The 17,652-nt window shown below is 64.5% G+C and carries 21 protein-coding genes; 13 read left to right on the top strand and 8 right to left on the bottom strand.

Annotated features, from left to right (window positions below; genetic code table 11):
* Positions 1-9: 9 nt before the first annotated feature.
* The 7 genes from ACW172_RS09125 to copM all read right to left on the bottom strand — a co-directional run bounded on the left by ACW172_RS09125 (position 10) and on the right by copM (position 6,870).
* Positions 10-759: a TrbJ/VirB5 family protein gene (locus tag ACW172_RS09125; protein WP_183197715.1), complete on the bottom strand. Its 750-nt coding sequence runs from the start codon at positions 757-759 to the stop codon at positions 10-12.
* Positions 710-3,133 carry a conjugal transfer protein TrbE gene (trbE, locus tag ACW172_RS09120; RefSeq protein ID WP_183197714.1) on the bottom strand — a complete coding sequence of 808 codons (2,424 nt, stop codon included), beginning with the start codon at positions 3,131-3,133 and terminating at the stop codon, positions 710-712. The genes ACW172_RS09125 and trbE overlap by 50 nt, the downstream gene beginning before the upstream one ends.
* A 7-nt stretch (positions 3,134-3,140) precedes the next feature.
* Positions 3,141-3,419 (bottom strand): VirB3 family type IV secretion system protein, encoded by a 279-nt coding sequence (locus ACW172_RS09115; RefSeq protein ID WP_035306146.1) that lies wholly within the window; start codon positions 3,417-3,419, stop codon positions 3,141-3,143.
* Complete coding sequence (locus ACW172_RS09110; protein ID WP_164952685.1) at positions 3,419-3,739, bottom strand: TrbC/VirB2 family type IV secretion system protein; 321 nt, start codon at positions 3,737-3,739, stop codon at positions 3,419-3,421. The genes ACW172_RS09115 and ACW172_RS09110 overlap by 1 nt, the downstream gene beginning before the upstream one ends.
* 621 nt (positions 3,740-4,360) lie before the next feature.
* Positions 4,361-5,029: an MBL fold metallo-hydrolase gene (locus ACW172_RS09105; protein ID WP_153921737.1), complete on the bottom strand. Its 669-nt coding sequence runs from the start codon at positions 5,027-5,029 to the stop codon at positions 4,361-4,363.
* Between the two features lie 11 nt (positions 5,030-5,040).
* Positions 5,041-6,480: a YncE family protein gene (locus ACW172_RS09100; RefSeq protein ID WP_153921745.1), complete on the bottom strand. Its 1,440-nt coding sequence runs from the start codon at positions 6,478-6,480 to the stop codon at positions 5,041-5,043.
* 3 nt (positions 6,481-6,483) lie between these two features.
* A complete protein-coding gene (gene copM, locus ACW172_RS09095) occupies positions 6,484-6,870 on the bottom strand; it encodes a CopM family metallochaperone (RefSeq protein ID WP_153921748.1) in 387 nt (128 codons plus the stop codon).
* Between the two features lie 130 nt (positions 6,871-7,000).
* Between copM and ACW172_RS09090 the strand changes: the two genes are divergently transcribed.
* From ACW172_RS09090 to ACW172_RS09030, 13 genes are all read left to right on the top strand, one after another.
* Positions 7,001-7,891 (top strand): LysR family transcriptional regulator, encoded by an 891-nt coding sequence (locus ACW172_RS09090; protein WP_183197712.1) that lies wholly within the window; start codon positions 7,001-7,003, stop codon positions 7,889-7,891.
* 148 nt (positions 7,892-8,039) lie between these two features.
* Complete coding sequence (locus tag ACW172_RS09085) at positions 8,040-8,468, top strand: nuclear transport factor 2 family protein (RefSeq protein WP_183197711.1); 429 nt, start codon at positions 8,040-8,042, stop codon at positions 8,466-8,468.
* Between the two features lie 467 nt (positions 8,469-8,935).
* Positions 8,936-10,105, top strand: a complete 1,170-nt coding sequence (locus ACW172_RS09080; RefSeq protein WP_221205267.1) for a molybdopterin-dependent oxidoreductase — start codon at positions 8,936-8,938, stop codon at positions 10,103-10,105.
* Positions 10,102-10,599, top strand: coding sequence for a c-type cytochrome (locus ACW172_RS09075; RefSeq protein WP_183197708.1), 498 nt, complete (start codon positions 10,102-10,104; stop codon positions 10,597-10,599). Before ACW172_RS09080 ends, ACW172_RS09075 begins: the two co-directional genes overlap by 4 nt.
* Before the next feature lie 132 nt (positions 10,600-10,731).
* On the top strand, positions 10,732-11,274 hold the full coding sequence (locus ACW172_RS09070; RefSeq protein ID WP_183197706.1) for a hypothetical protein: 543 nt from the start codon (positions 10,732-10,734) through the stop codon (positions 11,272-11,274).
* Between the two features lie 31 nt (positions 11,275-11,305).
* Positions 11,306-12,487 carry a TDT family transporter gene (locus ACW172_RS09065; RefSeq protein ID WP_183197705.1) on the top strand — a complete coding sequence of 394 codons (1,182 nt, stop codon included), beginning with the start codon at positions 11,306-11,308 and terminating at the stop codon, positions 12,485-12,487.
* Between the two features lie 31 nt (positions 12,488-12,518).
* Positions 12,519-13,142 carry a DsbA family protein gene (locus ACW172_RS09060; RefSeq protein ID WP_291757088.1) on the top strand — a complete coding sequence of 208 codons (624 nt, stop codon included), beginning with the start codon at positions 12,519-12,521 and terminating at the stop codon, positions 13,140-13,142.
* Between the two features lie 8 nt (positions 13,143-13,150).
* Positions 13,151-14,137: a malate dehydrogenase gene (locus tag ACW172_RS09055; protein WP_183197703.1), complete on the top strand. Its 987-nt coding sequence runs from the start codon at positions 13,151-13,153 to the stop codon at positions 14,135-14,137.
* Positions 14,138-14,195: 58 nt separating this feature from the next.
* A complete protein-coding gene (locus tag ACW172_RS09050) occupies positions 14,196-14,609 on the top strand; it encodes an OsmC family protein (RefSeq protein ID WP_077354154.1) in 414 nt (137 codons plus the stop codon).
* A 484-nt stretch (positions 14,610-15,093) separates the two neighbouring features.
* The gene (locus tag ACW172_RS09045; RefSeq protein ID WP_492034758.1) at positions 15,094-15,348 is read left to right on the top strand and encodes a hypothetical protein; all 255 of its coding nucleotides are present in this window, start codon (positions 15,094-15,096) and stop codon (positions 15,346-15,348) included.
* The gene (locus tag ACW172_RS09040; protein ID WP_183197701.1) at positions 15,348-16,244 is read left to right on the top strand and encodes a hypothetical protein; all 897 of its coding nucleotides are present in this window, start codon (positions 15,348-15,350) and stop codon (positions 16,242-16,244) included. Before ACW172_RS09045 ends, ACW172_RS09040 begins: the two co-directional genes overlap by 1 nt.
* Positions 16,241-16,639 carry a hypothetical protein gene (locus tag ACW172_RS09035; protein WP_183197700.1) on the top strand — a complete coding sequence of 133 codons (399 nt, stop codon included), beginning with the start codon at positions 16,241-16,243 and terminating at the stop codon, positions 16,637-16,639. Before ACW172_RS09040 ends, ACW172_RS09035 begins: the two co-directional genes overlap by 4 nt.
* Complete coding sequence (locus ACW172_RS09030) at positions 16,636-17,070, top strand: hypothetical protein (protein WP_183197699.1); 435 nt, start codon at positions 16,636-16,638, stop codon at positions 17,068-17,070. Before ACW172_RS09035 ends, ACW172_RS09030 begins: the two co-directional genes overlap by 4 nt.
* Before the next feature lie 2 nt (positions 17,071-17,072).
* On the opposite strand, the gene ACW172_RS09025 is transcribed toward ACW172_RS09030, so the two are convergent.
* The gene (locus tag ACW172_RS09025; RefSeq protein WP_183197698.1) at positions 17,073-17,648 is read right to left on the bottom strand and encodes a hypothetical protein; all 576 of its coding nucleotides are present in this window, start codon (positions 17,646-17,648) and stop codon (positions 17,073-17,075) included.
* Positions 17,649-17,652: the final 4 nt, after the last annotated feature.

Below are 17,652 nucleotides of genomic sequence, written 5' to 3'. Positions count from 1 at the left end.
CTCCGCTCCTCAGTCCCGCGCGTGCGACAGGGGATCGAAAGTCGGTGCGGCGGGCGTTCCGGCCGAGCCCGCCCAGCGACGGCGACGGGCCTCGTCCCCCGAGGCCTGGGTTGCGGCGTCGCGCGCCGTCGCCTCGGCCAGAAGCCGGGACTGGGCCAGCATGATGGTGCGCAACGCCGCCAGATCCTCGGCGAGGACAGCCAGCATCTGGTTGGAGGACTGGATCGCGGCGGTCTGGCCTGAAGCGGCTTCGCTAGCCGAGAGGGCGCCCGTCAGCCGCTGATTGCGGCCCTGTCCAAGACGTTCGAGCTCGGCCGCCGTGCGGGCCACATCCTCGGCCGTGCGCCGGGCGTTGGCGGTCCGGGCCTGACCCTGTTCCAGAAGCCGCAGCATGTCTGAGCCGGACAGGTCATCGGGATAGAGGCTCTGGAACTGCTGTTCCAGGCCGCTGACCGAACTGGCGATCCCGCGCGCCGTGCGGGCCAGTTCGGCCATGTCGCGCAACGACTGGCTGTTGCCGGTCAGGTGGCTGTAGGGCGAGGCCGCAAGGCTCTTGGCCTCATTGGCCAGGCTCTCCAGTTGCCGCGCGGCCTGCAGGGCGTTTTCGATATGGTTTCGAGGGTCGAAGACGACCTGTTGTGCAGGGACGGGCGTCGCAGTCGCCAGTAGGCTGACGGCGACGAGGCCAGCGGCCACGATCTGGACCGGCCTATTCGGCCGCGAGCGGTCGGGCGAAGGCGTCGAAAACAGCATCAACATTGTGCACTCCCTTGGCTGTGAGAAATTCCCGCGCGAATCCGGCCTCTCCGGAGGCTGCGAGGATGTCGTCGATCAGGGTCTGGTCTTCCGGCGCGCTGGCCCCGCACAGGGCGAGGGCCACGCCGGTCAGGCGCAGATCGAACAGGCGTCGGCCGCGCGGCTGGCGCCAGTAGTAGGCCCGTTTGGGCGTGGCGAAGGCGATCAACTCGAGCTGGCGGCGGTTCAGGCCGAACCCCTGATAGAGGCGCGCCGAAGACGGTTCGAGCGCGCGGGGGTTGGGGAGGAAGACCTGAGTCGGGCAGCTCTCGATGAGACTGGTCGCGATCGGCGAGGCGGCGACGTCGTCCAGGCTCTGGGTCGCGAACACGACGGCGACCCGCTTCTTGCGCAGCGTCTTGAGCCATTCCCTGATCTTGGCGGCAAAGGCGGTCTCGCCGAGGAAGAGCCAAGCCTCGTCGAGCACCAGCAGTGTGGGTCGACCGTCGAAGCTGCCTTCGAGATGATGGAAGAGCGCCGAGAGGACCGGCGCCACGGCCGAGGGCGTGGCCATCAGGCTTTCCAGCTCGAAGGTGTCGAACCGACTCGGAACCAGCACCTCGCCCTCTCCGTCGAGCAGGGCGCCGTGCGGACCTTTGAGTGTCAGGGGCTCCAGCGCGGCGGCGACCGCCTTGTCCTGCACCAGGGCGCAGAAGACCGTCAGGGTGCGCTGCGCCACGGGGGCGTCGGCCAGAGCCGCGAGCGCCGCCCAGATCTCTTCACGGATCCTTGGCACAGGCTCCAGCCCCGCGAGCCGGACGGTCTCTGCGATCCATTCCGACGCCCAGGCCCTTTCGATCTCCTGGTTGATGCGCGCCAGAGGCTGCAGTGAGAACCGCGCGCCGGGCTCCAGCGCACGCCAGCAACCGCCGGCCGCCAGGGTCGCCGCCCGCGCCGATCGACCCTTGTCGAAGAAGACCACGCGGGCGTCCGGGTAGCGGAACCACTGCAGGGCCAAAAACGAGAGTAGCGCGCTCTTGCCCGAGCCCGTTGGTCCGACCACCATGGCATGGCCGACATCGCCGACGTGGAGCACCAGCCGGAAAGGTGTGGACCCCGTCGTCCGGGCCGTCGCCAGCGGTGGGCCGTCCAGATTGAGGTCCACGGACGGGCCGGCCCAGACCGCCGAAACCGGCAGCAGATCGGCCAGATTCAGGGTCGAGACGAGCGGTCGGCGGACGTCGGCATAGGGCTCGCCCGGCAGGGAGCCAAGCCAGGCCTCCACGGCATTGAGGTCCTCGATCCGGGCCAGCAGCCCCTGAGCGTTCAACGCGGCCTCGATGGCCCGCGCCTTGGCGGCGGCGCCGGCCTCCGTCGCGTCAAGCACGGTCACCGTCAGGGTCAGATAGCCGAAGGCGCAGGCCTCGGCACCGAGGGCGGCCAGCGCCCCATCGCACTCCTCGGTCTTGGAGGCCGCGTCGGTATCGAGGAGCGGCACCTCCTCCTTGGTGATGGCTTCACGCAGGAGAACACCGACACCCTTGCGTTTGGCGAACCAGCGCTTCCTCAGCTTGACGATCTCGCGCTCGGCCTCCGGCTTGTCGAGACCGATCCAGCGCGCCGCCCAGCGGTAGGGAAAAGGAAGGGCGCCCAGCGCGTCGAGCAGCCCGGGCCGGGTCACCGACGGCAGGCCGCGCACCGACACGACCTTAAGCCAGCGGTCGCCGAGGCGTGGGGCGATCCCGCCCGAGAGGTCGGCGTCCGCCAGCCAGGCGTCCAGATACATCGGAGACTCAGGCGCGGCGACCGGGAAGCTCCTCGGCGAAACGCAGTCGTGCAACCAGGTCAGCAGGTCGGTGTCGTCGAGCGGAGCGATCTCGGGCAGGGCGTCCGACAGGAGGTCGAGCGTCGTCGCCGCCTCCCGGGTGAAGACCGCCAGGGCCTGGCGCCAGTCCGCGCCGCCCTTGGCCAGGCCGTCGAACAGCCAGCGCTCCATTCTCCGCGTCTCGTCGGCCGGCGGCAGCCAGGTCAGGGCCAGGCGAAAATCCGTCTCGAAGGCCGGGTCGCCAGCCTCGAAGCGGCTCCGACGTTCCTCGTCGAGAAGCCAGGCGACATCCAGGTCGAACGCGCTCTCCGGATAGGGGGCGGCCTCACGGCGGCGCGCCTCCATATGCAGGCACCAGCCTGTTCCGAGACGCTTCAGCGCATTGTTCAGACGCGCCCGGACGGCCATCAGCTCGTCCTCGGTCGAGGATTCCAGGTCTGGCCCCCGGAACCTGAAGCCGGTCGTGAAGGAGCCGTCCTTGTTGAGGACCACGCCTTGGGCGACCAGGGCGGCCCAGGGCAGATGGTCGGCCAGAGCCGCCGGGCGTCTGCGATGTTCTTCGAGAAAGCGCATCCCACCCTCACGCGTCCAGATGGCCAGGCAGGGCGAGGTGGCGCCGAAGCACATCGAAGAACCGGCGGTCCGCTCTGGCTGCCCACAAGCCGATCGCGTGGGCAACGGCCCACCACAGAAGGCCGAGCCACCAGATCCGCAGAGCCAGGCCAAGCACCACCGCGATCGTGCCCATGGCGATGGCGTAGTCCCGAGGCATCCCGGCCATGAGGACAGGCTCGGTCAGGGCCTGGGCGACCGGAAGATCCCAGCCCTCCGGTCGGCCGTCTTGGAGGGAGCCGGCCATCATCCGATCTCCGCACCGCCGGCGAAGCCGAAGAAGTCGAGGAAGAAGGTCGAGGCCGCGAAGGCAATGCAAAGGCCGAACATGATGCCCAGACCGCGCCGCATCGAGGATCCGTTCTCGCTCATCGCGATCCCGGCGCCGAAAACGACCACCGCAACGACCGCTGCGGCCTGGACCACGGGCCCGGTGATGGACTGGACCACCTGCTGGAGCGGCCCTTCCCAAGGCATCCCTGAACCTCCGGCCAAGGCCGGCCCGGCCATCATCAGGCCGCACGTCATCATCGCGCCGAACAGGCGGCGCCCAAGTCTTCCACGCATGTCTTGCTTCCTGTGTTCAGCGCGTCTCAGCGCGATGCACCACATTGCAAGCAAATATATCCACAGGTTGTCAACTATGTGGATTGATTATTTTACGCGACTTGCAAACGACTGTCAGACAACTCGCAAAGACTCAAAATACGACTTGTGATGACTTGCAGTCCGAAAGTCGCCCCGACTTCGATGGCGACTTCCCACGACTTGGGTTTCGTGCCCGACAGCGCTCGTTGCCAAACGACGCCGCCTTAGTTTCAGGTGAAAGATTGGCCTTAGGCCGGGATGCTTATCGTGTAGCCGTCGTCGCCCAACGGCTCGACACAGAGCACAGCCTGGACCTTCCATCCGGTGGCGGTCCGCCAGATTTGGACATCCAATCGATGCCTGGATGATCGTGCGGCGAGGTATCCAGGTGAAAACATTGGACGACTGGCTCCCCCAACTACCCTTTCAAGGTGAGATAGCGGGAGCCTACATATTGAGTTCTGAGGCGCGCCTTGGGTCTGAAATGCGCCAGAAGCGGAAGTTGAACTCGCGCCAGGAAGGCGACATCCCATGTGCAACTGACCAAGATAAATCTGCGTGGTCAGGCGAAGCCGATGGAGACTCAGGCTGCGTCAATCGTCATTGGTCGGCGACCTCAAACCCGTCTCCGGGCGTCATCGGCCGGTGCAGCTTAATCCCGACTTTGTCCAGATAGGGCTCGTAGACGTCGTAACGCTGCTTGAGGAAATAGTCGCGCGCGTAGCCGTCATGGACCGGCACGACAGATTTCGGCTTCATCCGCTTGGCGAAGGCATGGGCGGTGAGCTCGGTCAGAAAGGGCGCCATCACCGGAAGGGCCAGCACCTCCACGCCGACGAATCGATCCAGACGGCTGTCGAAACTGTCGCCCGGGTTGAGGAAAACGTCGTTGACAAGGAAGGCGGTCAGTTGCGTGCTCTCGTCCGACAGGATGGGCTCATGCGCGACCGCCTGAGCCTGCAGTCGGAACGCGCCGAAGATCCGTTCACCCTCTTCGAAGACCGTGACCGACAGGCCCTTCTCGCTGAGCTTGTTGGCGACCTCGCCGTTGCCGACGAGCGTTGCGCCACTCGCATGCACGATCCTGCCCAACGCATCAGGGTCGATGTGATCCGGATGGCCGTGCGTCAGGACGATCGTCGAGACGTCCGAAAAGACAGCGGGATCGACCCGTCCGTCGACGAACGAGAACTTGCCCGGATCGAAGAGCAGTCGCTCCTGGCCGATCGTCAGGCGCAGGCAGCTATGCACGAACTTGTCGATACGCATGGCGGCCGGTCCTATTCCGACTGTCTCTGGACGACCGGGCCGATCGCCTCGGGCGTTCCCGAGGCGATGACCAGCCAACGGCGGGGTGCGCCGGCGTCGGCGGCGACCACCTGACGGATCGGGCCCACGGCATTGACGACCGCGGACCCGGCCGGATTGGTCATAAACTTCGCCAGAGGCTGCAGCGTCCCCGATCCGTCCGCCGTCTCGGCGAAGGCGAGGACATAGGGCTTGCCGGGTTCGAGGCCTGCGGCGGCGATCTGCAGCATCTGCACCTGCCCCTGCTCGAACAGGGTCGCCTGCGACCGGGCGTCGTCCTCGCCTGTCAGAACGAGTTGATGCGAGGCGCGAGCGGTGCCCAGGGGCATGAGGTTGGCCCTGCCGTCACCCTCGGTGACCGCACGCGGCACATAGGTGACGCCCTGCGGTCCCTGACCTACCGGCACGGTGGCGATCACGCGATTGGCCAGGGTGTCGATGACCGCCACGCCGTCGCCATTCTCCAGTCCGACGTAGATCCGCGAGCCGTCGCCGGAGGGCCACAGACCGTGCGGCAGGGACCCCACCGCGATCGCGGTCACGGGGTCGAAGGTGTCGGTGCGGAAAACCTTGACAACGTTCTCGGTCCCCACCGTGACATAGGCGAACTGACCATCCCGATTTCGCACGATGTTGACGTGATTGGTCAGCGGGCCGGTGTCGAGCGTCTGAAGCACGGCGAACGGCGGACGGGCGTCGAACACCATCGTCTTGCCCACGTCCTTCAGCGTCATCCAGACCTGGTTCCCATCGGGCGTGGCGGCGATGTCTGGGCAGAACGGACTGGCCTGGGCCACCCGACCGACGATCTGACGGGTCGCGGTCTCGACCACGACTGTCTCGGGGCTGAAGCTGGAGCAGATGTAGGCGTAACGGCCGTCCGGCGAGAAGATGGTCATGCCTGGCCCGTTGGGCGTCTCGACCCGGGCGGTTTCCTGATAGGTCGCGGCGTCCAGCACCGAAATATAGGCCTCGCCCCGCACCGTGACCCAGACCTCTTTGCCGTCAGGCGTGAAGAAGGCCTCGTGCGGAGAGCGTCCGACATAGGTGGTGTGTTTGACGACGTTGGTGGCCGTGTCGATGAAGCTGACCGAGTTCGACCCGATCGAGACCACGGCGATCGTCTTGCCGTCCGGCGCCGCGCCGATGCCGTGGACCAGCAGCTGACCCCTGTAGAGCGGGCTGAGGTTGGCCGGGGTCGGCTCGCCGAGGGAGATCACGCCCAGAAGGCTGTTGGTCGAGGGATCGACCACCGAGACGGTGTTGGAGAACTGGTCGGCCGAATAGAACCGATCCTGGCCGCTGATCGGGATGGCGGGCGCCGCCGCCGCGCCGGGAACCTGATCGGCCAAGACCGGGGATGCCATCAGGGCAAGCGCCAGGACGAAGGGCGTCTTCGAAACGAAAGTCATGGGTCAGTGTCCGGTATGAGGTGCGGCGGGCGCGTTGGACGTCGGGCGGGTGGCCGAGCGGTCGAGGAAGGCTTGCATCAAGGCGATCTCCTGGGTCTGTTCGACGATGATCCCCTGGGCCAGACGGCGCATCGGCTCGTCCTTGCCGTAGGCGAGTTCGATCCGCGCCATGTCGACCGCGCCCTGATGGTGAGGGATCATCATGGCGGCGAAGTCGCGGTCAGGATCGCCGGTCGGCGCGATCGTCATGGCGGTGTGCATGCGCGACATGGCCTCGGCCATTTCCGTATCGAAGGGGGAGCGTGGCGTCTGGGCGAAGGCCATAAGTCCTGCGCCAAAGAGGGCGGCGACAGCCAACAGGCCGGTCAGTTTCAAGGAGGAGGTCATCATCGGGACTTTCGGTTCATCGCCATCCTGACGGTTGGACAATCGACCATCCAACGGAGATTGTTGCTGAGAACGTTCGCGACCGCCGAACGATCCATCTGTTTTTCCGGCGCGAGCGGGCTAGGTTGCGCCCATGACCCTGGATCAACTCCGCATCTTCGTCGCCGTCGCCGAGCGTGAGCACGTCACACGTGCTGCCGAGGCCCTGAACCTGACCCAGTCTGCCGTCAGTTCTGCGGTCACCACGCTGGAGGCACGTCACGGTGTTGCGCTGTTCGATCGTGTGGGGCGAAGCATCGTGCTGAATGCGGCTGGACAGGTGTTCCTGATCGAGGCCCGCGCCGTCCTGGCTCGCGCGGCGGCGGCACAGGAGGCACTCAATGACCTCGGTGACCTGAAGCGCGGCAGGTTGTCGATCCAAGCCAGCCAGACGATCGCAGGATGGTGGCTACCGTCTCGTCTGGCGGCGTTTCATGCCTGCCACGCTGGCATCCAGATCGATGTCACCATCGGCAACACCCGAGACGTGGCCCGAGCTGTGATCGAGGGCGAGGCCGAAGTGGGTCTGGTCGAGGGCGAATTGGACGAGCCCGTCCTCAGCCGCACGGTGCTGGATCACGACGAATTGGTGCTGGTCGTCGCTGCAGGACATCCGCAGGCCCAGGACGGGGCGGCCCGACCGGACCTGAAGGCCATGACCTGGGTCTTGCGCGAGCCCGGCTCCGGCACGCGCTCAGCCTTCGAGGCCGCGCTGGCGGCACACAGTCTGAGCGTCAACGATCTGGATGTGGCGATGAGCCTGCCGGGCAATGAGGCGGTGGCGGGTGCGGTCGAGGCGGGGGCTGGGGCCGCCGTCGTCTCGCGAAACGTCGTCGCCGCGCGTCTGAAGGCCGGTATCCTTACGACCCTGCCATTCGACCTTCCGGCCCGACCGTTCTGGCTGCTGCTTCACAAACAGCGATATCGGTCAAAGGCTGGGGACGCATTTGTCAGCCTGCTTGCGTCAAGGTCTCCGATGGCTTGACGGAAAAACCATCAACGAAGACGGACATCTGCTCGGATGATCGGTTCAACCGAATGATCAGTTCGATACATCGCATTGGACCTTCTGGGCGTCGATCCTTGAAGATGAGCAACGATCCAGCCCGGATTGATCTTTCAAGGATATCGCGATGCGACTTCATGCTCTTTCGGCCTTCGTCCTGACGTCAGCCGTGCTGATGACGGGGGCTCCCGCCTTCGCCCAGTCCCACGAGGCTCTGGCCCGAACCCGGATCGCAGCGATCGCCGCAGGGTCGGTCAATACGGTTCTGTCGGCCTATGCACCAGACGCCGACTTGCAGTGGGTCGGCGGACCGCTAGACGGGCATTATGACGACCCGGTCGAACTGCGCGACGTCTGGTCACGATTCGCCGGCCTGGGTCCGCTCAGCGCCAACATCGCCGCCATGACGATCGCCGAAAACCCGGCCGGCGCGACCGTCACCGTCGATGTGACCTTCGAGGGCAAGCAAGCGATCCCGGTCCGCTATGTCCTCTTGTATCGGGCGGGTCTGCTGGTTGATGAAATCTGGCAGGTCAATCCGCCTCATGCCCACTGATAGGCAATATGGTCGCGGCGGCCCAGGTTCTCTTTCGGATCTGGCCGTCGGAGTCAGTCGCGCCCGGCCTGCTTCTGACATCCGTTCGCCGCTGTTCAGGGAGGGAGTTGCATTGGTCCGCGCGGTCAAAACCGCGTATGCAGCAACGCCGTTTCAATCCTCTGAACGATGGGGAAAGGACGGAGGCTCTGATCCTTTTGGAGAAGCCTGGACCTGGACCCGTTCAGGTCCCTTCGGGCTCGCCGGAAAATCCGAACCGCACGGCGCGTGATCTCCGACAGCCGTGCATTGGGCGGAGATCAACACCAGGAGACTGGCACCCCGGAACTGCGATCCTCGGGACAACCCGCTTGCCAATAGAGCTGAAACATCGCCTGATGTGTGCGACGGTTAAGGATATCGACATGGCTTCAGCCAACGACCCCATATCTCACGCCGTTGGACGCCGCTTCGTTATTGGAGGGGGTGTGGCGGCAGCCGCCTGGTCGGCCCCCGCCTGGGGGCAACAGGCGGTGGACCTGGCTCTACCGGGTGGACCCTCGTCGCGCCCACTGACCTCCAGCTTTCCGGGCAAGGGATCGATGATCCTGCAACGCAGCCGACCGCCGCTGCTTGAGACGCCGATGTCGGTGTTCGACCAGAGCGTCTTCACACCCAACGACCAGTTCTTCGTGCGCTGGCACTGGGCCGATATCCCGACCTCGGTCGATGCCACGACCTTCCGGATCAATGTGCACGGCCATGTGGTGCGCCCGTTGTCGGTGTCGCTGACCGAGCTTCTGGCCATGCCGCGCGTGCAGATGGCAGCGGTGAACCAGTGTTCCGGAAACTCGCGCGGCCTGTTCCAGCCCCGCGTGCCGGGCGCGCAATGGGCGCATGGGGCGATGGGCAATGCCATGTGGATGGGCGTCAGTCTGAGGCACCTTCTGGATGTCGCAGGGGTCAGACCCGGAGCCCTGGCCGTCCGCTTCGGCGCGCTGGACCAGCCCGTCGTGGCGGGTGCGCCGGACTTCTCAAAGTCGCTGGCCCTGGATCATGCGCGCGACGGCGAGGTGATGGTGGCCTTCGCCATGAACGGCGAACAACTGCCTCTGCTGAATGGATTTCCCGTCAGGTTGATCGTGCCGGGCTGGTTCTCGACCTACTGGGTCAAGATGTTGAACGATATCGAGGTGCTGGACAAACCCGACGACGGGTACTGGATGGCAAAGGCCTACAAGATTCCCGACACCCCGATGGCCAATGTCTCCCCGACCGACAAGGACTATCCCACCGTGCCGATCAACCGGATGGTCCCTCGGTCGTGGATCACGAGCATCGCGGGCGATCACCCCGTGGCCTGGCAGCCCACCCTGCCGATCGGCGGCATCGCCATGGGCGGGGACACCGGAGTGTCGAGGGTGGACCTGTCGTCCGACGGCGGGCGAACCTGGCGACCCGCGCAGCTGGGACCGGACCAGGGCCCCTACAGTTTTCGACGCTTCGACGGGGTGGTGCCGATCCGTGGCCGAGGGGCCATTCCCCTAATGACGCGCTGCACCAGCACTGCGGGCGTCGTTCAGCCGATGACGCCGAACTGGAATCCGGGCGGCTTCATGCGTGGATGTGTCGAGACCACCACGGTGACTTTCGGATGAGCAAGTCCAGAACACCGTTGTCGACCGGGATGTCGATCCTGCTGGCCGGCGGGCTTACGAGCGTGATCCTGATCGGAGCCATCGCGGGCGGCAATGCGCCCCGGGGACGGAAGATGGTCGTACCTCCTGTGGTCCCTGCGGCCCCGGTCGCGCCGCCGCCGTCATTCGTGTCGGCAAGCGGCTTCACCCTGACCTCGGCCAGTATCGAACTGCCGGACGAGGCCTCGTCATTCCCCGACGGCCCTGGCGCCGATGTCGTCAATGCCAACTGCACATCCTGTCATTCGGCTAGCATGGCCCTGACCCAGCCCCGGCTGACTGAGGCCCAGTGGCATTCTACCGTCGTCAAGATGCGGGAAACCTATGGCGCCCCGATCGCGGTCGGCGACATCGACGCCATCGTCGATTATCTCAGGGCCATGCCGAGCCAGGCGACACCTGCGGGCGCTGCTGCGGGACTGGCTGTGAACGAGGGCGACGGCGCGACGGGCTGATCAGCATTTCATTCGCCTCAATCGATTAAATAGTTCGCATCATTGCGTTGGATGGAACGAATCCTCGCGATCAATATCGGCGTCGAGGAGCGCGCCGACTGTCTGCCTCCACTCCATTAAAGGAGACCGATCATGACCCCCGCCTGCACGTTCGATACACCGGCACGCATCGTCCAGCCACAACCCCGTCGAGCCGTTCGTGACCTGCGGGTGCCGGTAAAACCTCTACCGCCCACTATGGTGACCGCCGTCGAATCCGAGACGGCCCACATCCCCGATGTCGGCGACGGCAAGACGCTTCACCGCATCCAGCTTGATGTCGGTCAGACCGGTATCCACCCGATCATTATCAAGGCCGTCGCCGGCCTTTATGCCAGCATGGTCCTGGTGTTCTGGATCACTTTCGGGCGGGGTGAGGCCACCCTCGCACTCGGCTTTATCAGCCTGCTCGGTGCGATGTATTTCGGCCTGCTGACCGGTGGCACCCTGGTGTCGGATACGCCAGACGCGGGTAATGGTGTACGCAGCTTCAGCCAGTTCCTGAATGGTCGCGTCGTGACCTACACCGGCTGGATCACGGGACGCGAGGCCACACTTCAAATCCTTACCCTGCCGGCTCTTCTGGTCGTGACGGCCGTCGTGCTGGGCGTGATCTGTCGCCTCAACGCCCATTAGTTTCATTCCAGCATTGTTCAGGACACTTCAGATGGCGCATGACCTTCACCTTCGCGACGTCGCCTTCGGCCTGCGGCCTCTGGCCAAACTCCAGCGGCCCAGCGAGGTCGTTCGCCAGTTCACCCCGAACTGGTTCGCCGCCACCATGGGCACAGGCATCCTGGCCATCGCCCTGAACCAGATTCCGATCGACATCCCTGGCGTGAAGCTGGTCGCCGAAGGTCTGTGGGTTTTCAACATCGGCCTCTTCGCCCTGTTCACCGTCCTCTACGCCGCGCGGTGGATCTTCTTCTTCGACGGCGCGCGCCGCATCTTCGGCCATTCGGTCGTCTCGATGTTCTTCGGCTGCATACCGATGGGACTGGCGACGATCATCAACGGCCTGATGGCCTTCGGCCTGGCGCGGTGGGGCGACGGCATCGTCCCTCTCGCCGAGACACTGTGGTGGATCGACGTGGCGATGGCGGTCGCCTGCGGCGTCGGCATCCCCTTCATGATGTTCACACGCCAGGAGCATTCCATCGACCAGATGACGGCGGTCTGGCTGTTGCCCGTCGTGGCCGCGGAGGTCGCGGCCGTCACCGGCGGGCTGATCGCGCCCCACCTGACCGACCCGAACGCGGCCTTGTCCGTGCTGGTGGTCAGCTACTCTCTTTGGGCGCTGTCGGTGCCTCTGGCGCTAAGCATCCTCGTCATCCTGGTTCTGCGCATGGCGATCCACAAACTGCCGCACGCCGGCATGGCGGCGTCCAGCTGGCTGTCGCTGGGTCCGATCGGGACCGGCGCTCTGGGGATGCTGGTGCTGGGTCAGGCCGCGCCGGCGATCTTCACCGCCTCCGGGCTGGGTCAATACGGTGACGCGGCAGGAGGCATCGGACTGATCGGCGGCCTTTTGCTGTGGGCCTATGGCCTTTGGTGGGCAGCCATGGCTGCATTGATCACTCTGCGTTACCTTCGTCAGGGCCTGCCCTTCAACCTCGGCTGGTGGGGCTACACCTTCCCGATCGGCGTCTTCTCGGTCGCGACCCTGAAGCTGGGGACCTTGCTGCCGATCCCAGCCTTCAACATCTTCGGCGTGGCCCTGATCGCCGGCCTTGCAATCCTCTGGCTCATCGTCGGCGCCCGCACGATCCGCGGCGCTTGGCGCGGAGACCTGTTCGTCGCCCCCTGCCTTACGGACGCGGCCAAGCGCGACATTCCCTGCGCGCGCTGAGTCGCTCGTCAGTTTCCTGCCCGGAGGCCTCATGAATCCCGATATCCTTCTTCCCACTCGTCGCTCGATCATCGCTGTGGGAGCCGGCGCCCTGATCACGGCATGCGCGCCCCAAGCGGCGGAAGCCGATGACATGGTTCTGGGCCGTCAGGACGCCCCGGTAACCCTGATCGAATACGCTTCGAGCACCTGCGGCCCCTGCGCCCGGTTCGCGATCGAGGTGCTGCCCGAACTGCGCCGTCGCTATATGGATACCGGCCAGGTCAAGCTGATCTATCGGGAGTTCATTACCGGCCCTGCGAATCTTTCCGCCGCCGGCGTTCTTCTGGCGCGCTGTGCGGGGTCTCAGCGGTATTTCGAGGTGATTGACGCCCTGATGCACGGCCAGTCTGAATGGACCGGTGGACAGAGCCCGCGGGCTCATCTGGTGCGGGTCGCGGGTCGTTTCGGGATCGACGAGGCCCGACTGAAAGCCTGCATCGCCGACCCTGACGCCATGGCCGCGTTGGAACGGCGTGTTCGCCGGGCGCAGGATGCGGGCGTCACCGGCACGCCGACTCTATTCGTTCAGGGCCGCCGGGTGGATGGCCCGCTGACTCTCGACAGCGTGGTCATCGCTATCGACACAGCTCTTTCCCAATCTTCCAAGCCCTGAGGTCCACAATGCCCAATACTCCCATCAAGGTCGCCGTGTCCGGTGCGGCCGGCCAGATCGCCTACGCCCTGCTGTTCCGTCTAGCGCAAGGCGACGTCTTCGGCCCCGAGACGCCGATCGACCTTCGCCTGCTCGATCTTCCCCAAGCTCTGTCGGCCCTCAAGGGCGTGACGATGGAGTTGGACGACTGCGCCTTCCCGCTCCTGACCACGATCCGGACGACGGACGATCCGAGGGTCGCGTTCGACGACATCGACGCCGCCTTCCTGGTTGGCTCGCGTCCCCGATCCAAGGGCATGGAGCGCCGTGACCTGCTGGCCGCCAATGCCGCCATCTTCAAGACCCAAGGCGCCGCGCTCGACGCCGTCGCCAAGCGGAGCGTGAAGGTCCTCGTGGTGGGCAATCCCGCCAACACGAACGCCTGGGTGGCGATCCAGTCCGCGCCGAACCTGCCCGAGGGCGCCATCACCTCCATGATCCGGCTGGATCACAATCGCGCCGCCGCGCAACTGGCGCGAAAGGCAGGCGTGTCGGTCGATGCGATCGATCACCTCGCGGTCTGGGGCAATCACTCGCCCACCATGTTCACCGATTGGAGCCACGCCTCGGTGAGCGGCGAACGACTGGCCGCGCGCATCGGCGATGACGGCTGGTATCGCGACACCCTGATCCCGGAGGTGGCGCGGCGCGGTACGGCGGTCCTGGAGGCCCGCGGCGCATCGTCCGCCGCTTCCGCCGCCAATGCTGCCGTCGATCACATGCGTGACTGGGTCCAGGGCTCGGACGGTCGCTGGGTGTCGATGGGCATCCCCGCCACAGGAGAATACGGTATTCCCGCAGGCTTGGTCTGCGGCGTACCGGCGGTCTGCCGCGATGGGCGCTATGCGCCTGTGAACAGTCTGGACCTCGACGCCTTCGCCCGCGCCGGTCTGGCGGCGTCGGTTCAGGAACTCATCGGCGAACGCGACGCTGCGCTTTCGATCGTCTCCACCTGAGGCGCGTCGATCGCGCGACAATCACCGAACAACCCCTACTCATTCAGCAAGGCGCCCCATGACGGCTTCCACACCCCGATCTTCCTTCGCCGACGATGCGGGCCACGGCGGCCTGCAACTCGTGGTCCGCGCCGGCCCTGCCAGCTTCGTCGTCGATGAGCCTGTCGAACTGGGTGGGCTGGATCTCGGGCCGACCCCGCATGAACTGGTGCAGGCCGCTCTAGCCTCCTGCACCGCCCAGACCCTGCGCCTCTACGCGAACCGCAAGGGCTGGGCGATCGGCCCCTTGTCCGTCGAGGTTGTTCTGGTCCGACAGCCGGAAGCGACGCCCTCCGACCACTTCGTGCGGACCATCAGCCTGCCGGCAGACCTCCCACAGGAGCAGCGCGACCGACTTCTTGAAATCGCCGACCGATGCCCGATCCACCGCATGCTCGTTGGGGCCGTCTCGATTGAAACCGAGGTCGGTTGATCTTAGCGAATTGTGTCGCCCGCCGCCGCTAAGCAGACATTCCAAACCGCCGCTAAGAGTCAAAAGCTGCGGTTGATAGCGGATGTCTGAGAAGCGCCATGAGCGGAAGTTGGCCCTCGATCCGAAACCAGACGTTGCCTTGTTTATTCCCCTTCCCGATGCCGCGGTTGCGGCTTTGGCCGGTTGCGCGCCCGAACGGATTTGAAGTTTAGCGGAGGCTCCGCAGACGGATTCGATGCTGTCGAGGCGCGCGTTACGGGCGGCGACGCTGAGTTGTAATGCTATTGGACTCCTGAGTTATTGATGCTCTCAGGAGTTAGTTATCCAGGGCTCCTGACCTTCCGGCGGTTGTGATAAAGCTGGGTAAGGGGAGGATTTCTGAGTGGTGTTAATCGGACTTCTGGCCGCGTTGGCGGCTCCGTCAGAGACGTGGTTTTGCACGCTTAATGGTGACGGTGACGGTGAGGGCTATCAGTCTACCTACGTGGTCAGCAATGATCGCGTCATCGAGACCGGCCTGATGGCCTACGGCTATGAGATACTCGAAGACAATCCGGATCACCTGACGTTCGCGCGGTCCCAGTATAACGCCATGCTCAACGCGGGCTTCCGGCTCGATCAGGTGGCCGTCGTGGTGACCATCGACCGCTCGACGAACGGCGTGAAGAAAATCTTCCTCCAGGATCACGGCGAGAGGACTTCGATCCAGCATGGGACATGTCAGCCGATCGAAGTCTGATGACAGATGCTCTCGCTCAGCGGATGGCTGACCGTCTCAAGGCCCTGACCGAGGAGGAGCGGATCGCGCTCAATGAGGGTCAGATCGCGGAATCCGAACGCCAACACGCGGCATTCACCGCCGCTTTCGCTGAGGGTCGTTGCTCAGTCTGTGGCGACGGCCTCGACGTCTTCGATGAGAAGACACCCTGTCTCCATTGGTTTCTTAGACCGGCGGGCGTGAAGAAAAAGCACTATCCGGCAGTCGCCCAGGCTTTCGGGATGATGTCGATCCAAAGTTGGATGCGATGGGTGGCAAATGAGGGCGGCTGGGCGAAGAACATCGCTGACACCGCTGATGACGATCACGTGGTCCAGGTCACCGCCCGCTATGGCGATTACGCGTGGTCGATCTCATGCGGGAATTCGGACTTCGCCGGTCATTCCGGAAAAAACAGCAGCTTCCCCCACTACCATGTCCAGATGTCGATCAAGGATCGGCCTTTCATCAGCTACAGCGACTTCCATTTCCGCATCCACGACGACGAATTGACGATCCTCAAGGCCATCGCGGCGAGCGGGGTGAAGTCGAAGTTCATCCACGGTGAGAGCTTCGACGACCTCATGGCGGCGGTGGAGCCCGAATGGGTCGTCAACCTTCCGGTCGATCGGAGCGGCGATCAGTCAGGCGCGCCGTTCAAGATGGACACCATCATGATCGCCGATGATGGGACGACCATGTCGGGTGACGACATCTACAACCTCTTTGAGCGAGCCAAACGGGAGGGCGTGACGATGGCCAGTCTTGCTCACACCATTCCCAATGTTTCGGTCCAGACGCTGGTCAGCGAAGGTCCAGGCGTGATCGACCCCGCCCCGCGCGCGGGTGGTCGAGGCGGCAAAAGGAAAGAGCAATGATCGCTATCATCGCAGCCGCCCTGTTGATCCAGGCCGCGCCTCGGGAAGACCCAGGTTTCACGGACATCTGGAATGAGTATGGGTCAGCCATGGAAGCGGAAGGGATCACCCGTCGCATGGCGGCTCAGGCTTACACCTGGACCGAAGGCCAATATCACCTTGGCCTTTGCCGCCGGTATCTCGACCAGGATGACGTCACGTTCTGGCGAGAATGGTGGAAGAATACCCCGCTGGAGCAATCGGTCATGGGACGTCGCCTCCTGGAAGTCGGATCGACAAACTACACCGAAGGTCTTGAGGCAGCGGTGACCGAACCGATCACGTCGGCGCATTGTCAGCGGATCGCCGACAGTTGGTTTGCGGATATGAAACGCCTGACGGAGGAGCCGCAATGAGGATCGCCATCATCGCCGCAATGGGGCTCACCCTCGCGTCATGCACCCAAGGGCCGGACTCCAGCGTTTGCACCCCCATCATCGAACCGACACCGCCTAGCGATCCTGTCGCGGGCGTGGCTCAACGCGACACGCTCGAATGGTCGATGGGGAACGCTGAGCGGTGTCTTCACCGGAACGCCTATCGGCTCCACACTACGACCGATGAGGCCGACATCGTCGCTCGCGCCGTCGTCCAGGCTTGTGAGAGCGCGGTCGAGCGGGCGGTCAGCTATCGTCGAGCCCAAGCCTTCCAGGGCGAACCTCAGGGGACCCCGCTGGATGAGCGGTTCAAGGTCGGGGATGAGGCTGCGGCGGCGGCTCGCCGATCCTGGTTGGAGTTTGCTCTGATGAAGGTCGTCGAAGGTCGGGCTGGGCGGTGTAAGCCTTAATCCTACCGCGATGCGGTTTTGGCCGGGCCTTCGATAAGGGGTTTCGTGACCGTCTGAGCGGCGAAATTCAGATAAGCCAGCGCAGCCACGATCAAGGCGAGGATGGCACCTGAGAGGATCACCCAGGTCATCGGGTTTAGCTCATGCCACTTTTTCTGAGGCTTGAGCGCAAGGCGGTTTTGACCGTCATCGAAACGGGCTTCGAGCCGTTCCCTGACTTTGTCCAACTCCTCATCCATGTAGCGGTTGGTCGTGCGATGGCCATGAAATGCGGGGGGAATGCGCCGCCACGTCTTCGCATCTACGATGAAGCCTTCGATGAGATCGTGCGCCGATTTCCTGAGGTTGAGCTTGCTGAATTTCTGATCGGTCGCCTCTCCGCAAGCTATCAGCCAGTCATCAACCATCGCGTCGCCCGTCTTCTCGATAGCGGCGCAAATCTGGATGAAGTCGCGGTCCACATAACCGCCCGAGGCGATCTCGCCTCTTACGCGGTTGATGTCGATCTTGCCGTCACGGATAGCCGTTGTTTTGCGATGGCGGAAAATGTCGGTGAGCGTGTTGAGAGTCGAGGCCATCCCC

The organism is Brevundimonas sp. ALps5 (assembly GCF_058681645.1).
Note: the sequence above shows the minus strand (reverse complement) of the source record. Positions and strands in the feature narration are given on the sequence as shown.